Source organism: Lysinibacillus sphaericus, assembly GCF_006864135.1.
In the GTDB taxonomy this organism is placed as follows: domain Bacteria; phylum Bacillota; class Bacilli; order Bacillales_A; family Planococcaceae; genus Lysinibacillus.
In genome coordinates this window covers 1-1020 of the sequence record NZ_SADV01000059.1, presented here as the reverse complement: position 1 = coordinate 1020, position 1020 = coordinate 1, and the positions used below count along the sequence as shown (strand labels likewise).

Genomic DNA, 1020 nt, shown 5'->3' with positions numbered 1-1020 from the left:
GCCGGTGTAGCTCAGTTGGTAGAGCAACTGACTTGTAATCAGTAGGTCGTGGGTTCGACTCCTATCGCCGGCACCATTTTTGAGCCATTAGCTCAGTTGGTAGAGCATCTGACTTTTAATCAGAGGGTCGAAGGTTCGAGTCCTTCATGGCTCACCATTTAAATTGCCAACAAAATATGCGGGTGTGGCGGAATTGGCAGACGCACTAGACTTAGGATCTAGCGCCGCAAGGCGTGGGGGTTCGACTCCCTTCACCCGCACCATTTTTAAAATTTCATAATTGCCAGGATAAATAAATCTTATGCACATGCGGAAGTAGTTCAGTGGTAGAACACCACCTTGCCAAGGTGGGGGTCGCGAGTTCGAACCTCGTCTTCCGCTCCAAATGTGCCGGGGTGGCGGAACTGGCAGACGCACAGGACTTAAAATCCTGCGGTAGGTGACTACCGTGCCGGTTCGATTCCGGCCCTCGGCACCATTTTTATTTTAATCATTAGCGCCCGTAGCTCAATTGGATAGAGCGTCTGACTACGGATCAGAAGGTTATGGGTTCGACTCCTGTCGGGCGCGCCAAATTAATATTTATCGGAATGTAGCTCAGCTTGGTAGAGCACTTGGTTTGGGACCAAGGGGTCGTAGGTTCGAATCCTGTCATTCCGACCATTTTATGGGGCCTTAGCTCAGCTGGGAGAGCGCCTGCCTTGCACGCAGGAGGTCAGCGGTTCGATCCCGCTAGGCTCCACCATAAAAGATAACCAGTATAAAGATCCTGGCGGCGTAGCTCAGCTGGCTAGAGCGTACGGTTCATACCCGTAAGGTCGGGGGTTCGATCCCCTCTGCCGCCATCTTAAAGGACCTTTAGCTCAGTTGGTTAGAGCAGACGGCTCATAACCGTCCGGTCGCAGGTTCGAGTCCTGCAAGGTCCACCATTTATATAATATTACGGAGGTATACCCAAGTCTGGCTGAAGGGATCGGTCTTGAAAACCGACAGGCGGGTAACACCGCGCGGGGGTTCGAA

10 tRNA genes are annotated in these 1020 nt (G+C 52.3%); all 10 read left to right on the top strand.

Features of this window, described 5'->3' with window-relative positions:
- The 10 genes from C7Y47_RS24645 (at position 1) to C7Y47_RS24600 (ending at position 929) form a co-directional block, all read left to right on the top strand.
- Positions 1-76 (top strand) — tRNA-Thr (locus tag C7Y47_RS24645).
- Positions 77-81: 5 nt separating this feature from the next.
- Positions 82-157, top strand: a tRNA-Lys gene (locus tag C7Y47_RS24640).
- Positions 158-178: 21 nt separating this feature from the next.
- A tRNA-Leu gene (locus tag C7Y47_RS24635) sits at positions 179-263 on the top strand.
- A gap of 46 nt (positions 264-309) precedes the next feature.
- A tRNA-Gly gene (locus C7Y47_RS24630) sits at positions 310-384 on the top strand.
- Between the two features lie 5 nt (positions 385-389).
- Positions 390-478 (top strand) — tRNA-Leu (locus tag C7Y47_RS24625).
- Positions 479-496: 18 nt separating this feature from the next.
- Positions 497-573, top strand: a tRNA-Arg gene (locus tag C7Y47_RS24620).
- 13 nt (positions 574-586) lie between these two features.
- A tRNA-Pro gene (locus C7Y47_RS24615) sits at positions 587-663 on the top strand.
- 6 nt (positions 664-669) lie between these two features.
- Positions 670-745: transfer RNA gene (locus C7Y47_RS24610), tRNA-Ala, on the top strand.
- A gap of 26 nt (positions 746-771) precedes the next feature.
- Positions 772-845 (top strand) — tRNA-Met (locus C7Y47_RS24605).
- Between the two features lie 7 nt (positions 846-852).
- A tRNA-Ile gene (locus C7Y47_RS24600) sits at positions 853-929 on the top strand.
- Positions 930-1020 lie beyond the last annotated feature (91 nt).